This window comes from Bradyrhizobium sp. P2_E8 (genome assembly GCF_056403875.1).
Map to the genome: position 1 here is coordinate 1 of NZ_JBFUES010000632.1, position 4545 is coordinate 4545.

5 protein-coding genes and 1 pseudogene are annotated in these 4545 nt (G+C 63.4%); 3 read left to right on the top strand and 3 right to left on the bottom strand.

The genetic code is table 11. The features are described 5' to 3' along the window. Both AC1D00_RS28325 and AC1D00_RS28330 read left to right on the top strand, forming a co-directional pair. Window positions 1-207: pseudogene (locus AC1D00_RS28325) on the top strand (hypothetical protein); the annotation flags it as partial. A 12-nt stretch (window positions 208-219) separates the two neighbouring features. Next, window positions 220-816 carry a glutathione S-transferase family protein gene (locus AC1D00_RS28330; protein ID WP_135175161.1) on the top strand — a complete coding sequence of 199 codons (597 nt, stop codon included), beginning with the start codon at window positions 220-222 and terminating at the stop codon, window positions 814-816. A gap of 110 nt (window positions 817-926) precedes the next feature. Here AC1D00_RS28330 and fabI read toward each other — a convergent pair whose 3' ends face one another. The 3 genes from fabI to fabA all read right to left on the bottom strand — a co-directional run bounded on the left by fabI (window position 927) and on the right by fabA (window position 3649). Then, window positions 927-1727, bottom strand: coding sequence for an enoyl-ACP reductase FabI (fabI, locus tag AC1D00_RS28335; protein WP_477012931.1), 801 nt, complete (start codon window positions 1725-1727; stop codon window positions 927-929). Window positions 1728-1863: 136 nt separating this feature from the next. After that, entirely contained in the window at window positions 1864-3087 is a 1224-nt protein-coding gene (fabB, locus tag AC1D00_RS28340) for a beta-ketoacyl-ACP synthase I (protein ID WP_027546831.1), read from the bottom strand. Window positions 3088-3127: 40 nt separating this feature from the next. Beyond that, window positions 3128-3649, bottom strand: coding sequence for a bifunctional 3-hydroxydecanoyl-ACP dehydratase/trans-2-decenoyl-ACP isomerase (gene fabA, locus AC1D00_RS28345; RefSeq protein ID WP_135175162.1), 522 nt, complete (start codon window positions 3647-3649; stop codon window positions 3128-3130). Between the two features lie 352 nt (window positions 3650-4001). Here fabA and irrA point away from each other — a divergent pair, with 352 nt between their 5' ends. Then, window positions 4002-4493, top strand: a complete 492-nt coding sequence (gene irrA / locus AC1D00_RS28350) for an iron response transcriptional regulator IrrA (protein ID WP_135175163.1) — start codon at window positions 4002-4004, stop codon at window positions 4491-4493. Window positions 4494-4545 lie beyond the last annotated feature (52 nt).

Here is a 4545-nt window from a genome sequence, read left to right on the forward strand (position 1 = left end):
GTCAACGAATGGTCAACGAATGACGAACCCATGATGTCACGCTTGATCGGGATCAACCCGATCAGCGGCCCCAACAAGGAATTGGATGAGACGGCTTTTCCGGCTTCTGCCAATGAGGTGGCGGGCAACCAGGCGCTGCGCGATGGTGTCCGCACGCTGCTGACGACAAGCCTCGACAAGACGCTACCCCAACTGCTCCGGCAATAAAGGAATTCCGCCATGATCAAGCTCTACTGGTCGCCCCGTTCTCGCTCGTTCACGACGCTCTGGCTGATGGAAGAGAGCGGCCTGCCCTATGAGCGCGTGCTGACCGACATCTCGACCGGTGCGCAGAAGGCGCCGGACTATTTGAAGGTCAATCCGATGGGCAAGGTGCCAGCGCTCAGCGACGGAGACGCTGCGCTCGGCGAGGCCGCGGCGATCTGCGCCTATATCGCCGACCGCTATCCCGAGACGAAGCTTGCGCCCGCCGTGACCGATCCGCGCCGTGCGCGCTATCTGCAATGGCTGTTCTTCTCCCCGGGCTGCATCGAGCCCGCCATCATCCAGATCTTCACCAAGATCGAGATCGCGACCTCGACGGCGGCGTGGGGCAGCGCGACGCAGGTGTTCGACGTGCTGGAAGCTGCGCTCGCCGAGGGGCCGTGGATTCTCGGCGAGGAGTTTTCCGCCGCCGACGTCACGATCGGCTCCGGCCTGAACTACGCGGTGCGCCTGTTCAAGATGGTGCCGTCGCGCCCGGCCTTCGATGCCTATCTGGCGCGCTGCATGGCGCGGCCTGCATTTCAGCGCGCGGAGAAGATCGCGGCGGGTTAGACCGGAGATCGTAGGGTGGGCAAAGGCGCTCTTGCGCCATGCCCACCTCTCTCGACGAGAGCGACGGAAGAGGTGGGCACGCTTCGCTTTGCCCACCCTACGGAAGGATCCTATTCCGACGGCTTCAGATCGTCCGGCCTCGGCATCAAGACGATGTTGTAGCCGGAATCGACGTAGTGGATCTCGCCGGTCACGCCGCCGGAGAGTTCCGACAGCAGGTACAGCGCCGAGCCGCCGAGCTCGTCGAGCGTGACGCCGCGGCGGAGCGGCGAATGTTTTTGCATGAAGGCAAACATCGCGCGCGCCTCACCGATGCCGGAGCCGGCGAGCGTGCGGATGGGACCGGCGGAGATCGCGTTGACGCGGATGCCGCGCGGTCCGAAATCGGAGGCGAGGTAGCGCACGGAAGCTTCCAGCGCCGCCTTGGCCACGCCCATCACATTGTAGTTCGGCATCGCGCGCTCCGAGGCGCCGAAGGTCAGCGTGATCATGCTGCCGCCCTCCGTCATCAGCTCGGCGGCGCGTTTTGCGACCTCCGTGAACGAGAAGCAGGAGATCACCATGGTGCGCGAAAAATTCTCGCGGCTGGTGTCGGCGTAGCGGCCCTTCAGCTCGTTCTTGTCGGCGAAGCCGATCGCATGGATCACGAAATCGAGCCGGCCCCACTTTTCGCGGAGCGCGGCGAAGGTGGCATCGACGCTGGCGATGTCCTCGACGTCGCACGGCAGCACCAGATCCACACCAAGCTGCTCCGCCAGCGGCTTGACGCGCTTGCCCAAGGCATCGCCCTGGAAGGTGAAGGCAAGCTCGGCGCCGTGGGCATGCAGCGTCTTCGCCATGCCCCACGCGATCGAATGATCATTGGCGATGCCCATGATCAGACCGCGCTTGCCCTTCATCAAACCTTCCATTGCCCACCATTCTCCGCTCTTCGTCATGCCCGGGCTCGTCCCGGGCATCCACGTTCTTCCGAGCCTCAGGCCAAGACGTGGATGGCCGGGACAAGCCCGGCCATGACGAAACAATCACCAGTCGCCGATAGTAACGTCACACATCCAGCCGGCTGAACACCAGCGTGGCGTTGGTGCCACCGAAGCCGAAGGAGTTCGACAGCACGGTGCCGATCTTGACGTTGTCGATGCGCTTGCGCACGATCGGCATGTCCGCGAACACGGGATCGAGCTCCTGGATGTGCGCGCTCTCGCAGATGAAGCCGTTGTTCATCATCAGCAGCGAATAGATCGCCTCCTGCACGCCGGTGGCGCCCAGCGAATGGCCGGTCAGCGCCTTGGTCGCCGAGATCGGCGGGCACTTCTCGCCACTTCCGAACACCCGACGGAGCGCGTCAATCTCCGGCGGATCGCCGGCCGGCGTCGAGGTCGCATGCGGATTGATGTAGTCGACCTTGGTCTTCACCGTCGACATCGCCATGCGCATGCAGCGCTCGGCACCCTCGCCGGAAGGCGCGACCATGTCGTAGCCATCGGACGTCGCGCCATAACCGACGATCTCGCCATAGATGCGCGCGCCGCGCGCCTTGGCATGCTCGAGCTCTTCCAGCACCAGCACGCCGGCGCCGCCGGCGATGACGAAGCCGTCGCGGTTGACGTCGTAGGGACGCGACGCCGTGGCGGGCGTGTCGTTGTACTTCGAGGACATCGCGCCCATGGCGTCGAACAGCACCGACAGCGACCAGTCGAGCTCCTCGCAGCCGCCGGCGAAGATGACGTCCTGCTTGCCGATCTGGATCGTCTCATAGGCATTGCCGACGCAGTGGTTCGACGTCGCGCAGGCCGAGGAGATCGAATAGTTGACGCCCTTGATCTTGAACCAGGTCGCGAGCGTCGCCGAGGCCGTGGAGGACATCGCCTTCGGCACGGCAAACGGTCCGACGCGCTTCGGCCCCTTGGTGCGGGTGATGTCGGCGGATTCGACGATGGTCCGGGCGGACGGGCCGCCGGAGCCCATGATGATGCCGGTGCGGATGTTGGAGACTTCGTCGGGCCCTAGACCGGAATCCTGGATCGCCTGCTCCATCGCGACGTGATTCCACGCTGCGCCCTGGCCGAGGAAACGCATGGCGCGGCGATCGACCACTGTCGAAGGATCGAGCGTAGGCTCACCCTGCACCTGCGAACGGAAGCCGAGCTCGGCATATTTCTCAGCCCGCGAAATGCCCGACTTCGCCTCGTGAAGGCTCGCAAGCACTTCCTGGGTGTTGTTTCCGATGGACGAGACGATGCCCATCCCGGTGACCACAACCCGCCTCATGACAGCCTCGCCTAAATCGTTGTCTTTCTTTGTGATGCGTTCAGCCCAGGCTCGTGCCCTGCTTGAACAGGCCGACCTTCAGGTCCTTCGCGCGATAGATAATCTGGTCGTCGACCGAAATCCACCCGTCGGCAATACCGAGCACGAGCTTTGACCGCATCACGCGCTTGATATCGACGTTGTACACAACCTTGCGGGCCTCGGGCAGCACCTGGCCGCTGAACTTCAGCTCGTTCAGGCCAAGCGCACGACCGCGACCTTCGCCGCCGCTCCAGCCCAGGTAGAAGCCGACCATTTGCCACAGCGCATCGAGGCCGAGGCAGCCGGGCATCACCGGATCGTTCTTGAAATGGCAGCCGAAGAACCAGAGGTCGGGCTTCACGTCGAGCTCGGCACGCACCAGCCCCTTGCCGAACTCGCCGCCATTGTCGTTGATGTCCGTGATGCGGTCGAACATGAGCATCGGCGGCAGCGGCAGCTGGGCATTGCCCGGGCCGAACATCTCGCCGCGGGCACACGCCAGCAGATCTTCGTATTCGTAACCGTTGCGCCTGTTCAGCATGCATGAGCCTCTGTTCAAAGTCCGATTGAGCGACGTTTTTTGGCGAAAAGTGGGCCCCGTCCCGGTCGGGGAGCAACGCCAGGAGCCATCGTCAGGCGCAACTCCCACAAGCCGCGGATGGACTGCGGACCGGGCCTCGATGCCCGGATGCACCAAAATCGGCTAAGCGGAACCGCGCGCTCTCTAACACAGGCCATTTCGGTGGCAAAGCGCTGTCATGAAGGTAAAATGACGGGCGGCTCGCTCGGTTCCAGTCTGATTAGAACCTCTCTAGTTGCGAGAAACTTGCATCTGCATCTATCTGTTCTTATATTGCAGATAGATACTGTTCACGCGTGCCCGAAATCTGGAAATGAGCGAGAATACCGCGCCCCGCCACGACGATGACGTCCATGCCGCAGCCCTCCTGTCCGGCCGCCAGCCGGCTTTGACCGGCTGCCCGTGGCACGACGTTAACGAAATGCTCCAGTCCGCCGGGCTCCGTCCGACGCGCCAGCGCATGGCGCTGGGCTGGCTCCTGTTCGGCAAGGGTGCGCGCCACCTTACGGCGGAAATGCTGTACGAGGAAGCCACGCTGGCCAAGGTTCCGGTGTCGCTGGCGACCGTCTACAACACGCTGAACCAGCTCACCGACGCCGGCCTGCTCCGTCAGGTCAGTGTCGACGGCACCAAGACCTATTTCGATACCAACGTCACCACCCACCACCACTATTACCTCGAGAACAGCCATGAGCTGGTCGACATCGAGGATCCGCATCTGGCCTTGTCCAAGATGCCGGAGGTGCCCGAGGGTTACGAGATTTCGCGCATCGACATGGTCGTGCGCCTGCGCAAGAAGCGCTGAGATATTTCTCCTGCGTCGTCCCGGCGAAGGCCGGGACCCATACCGCGTGATC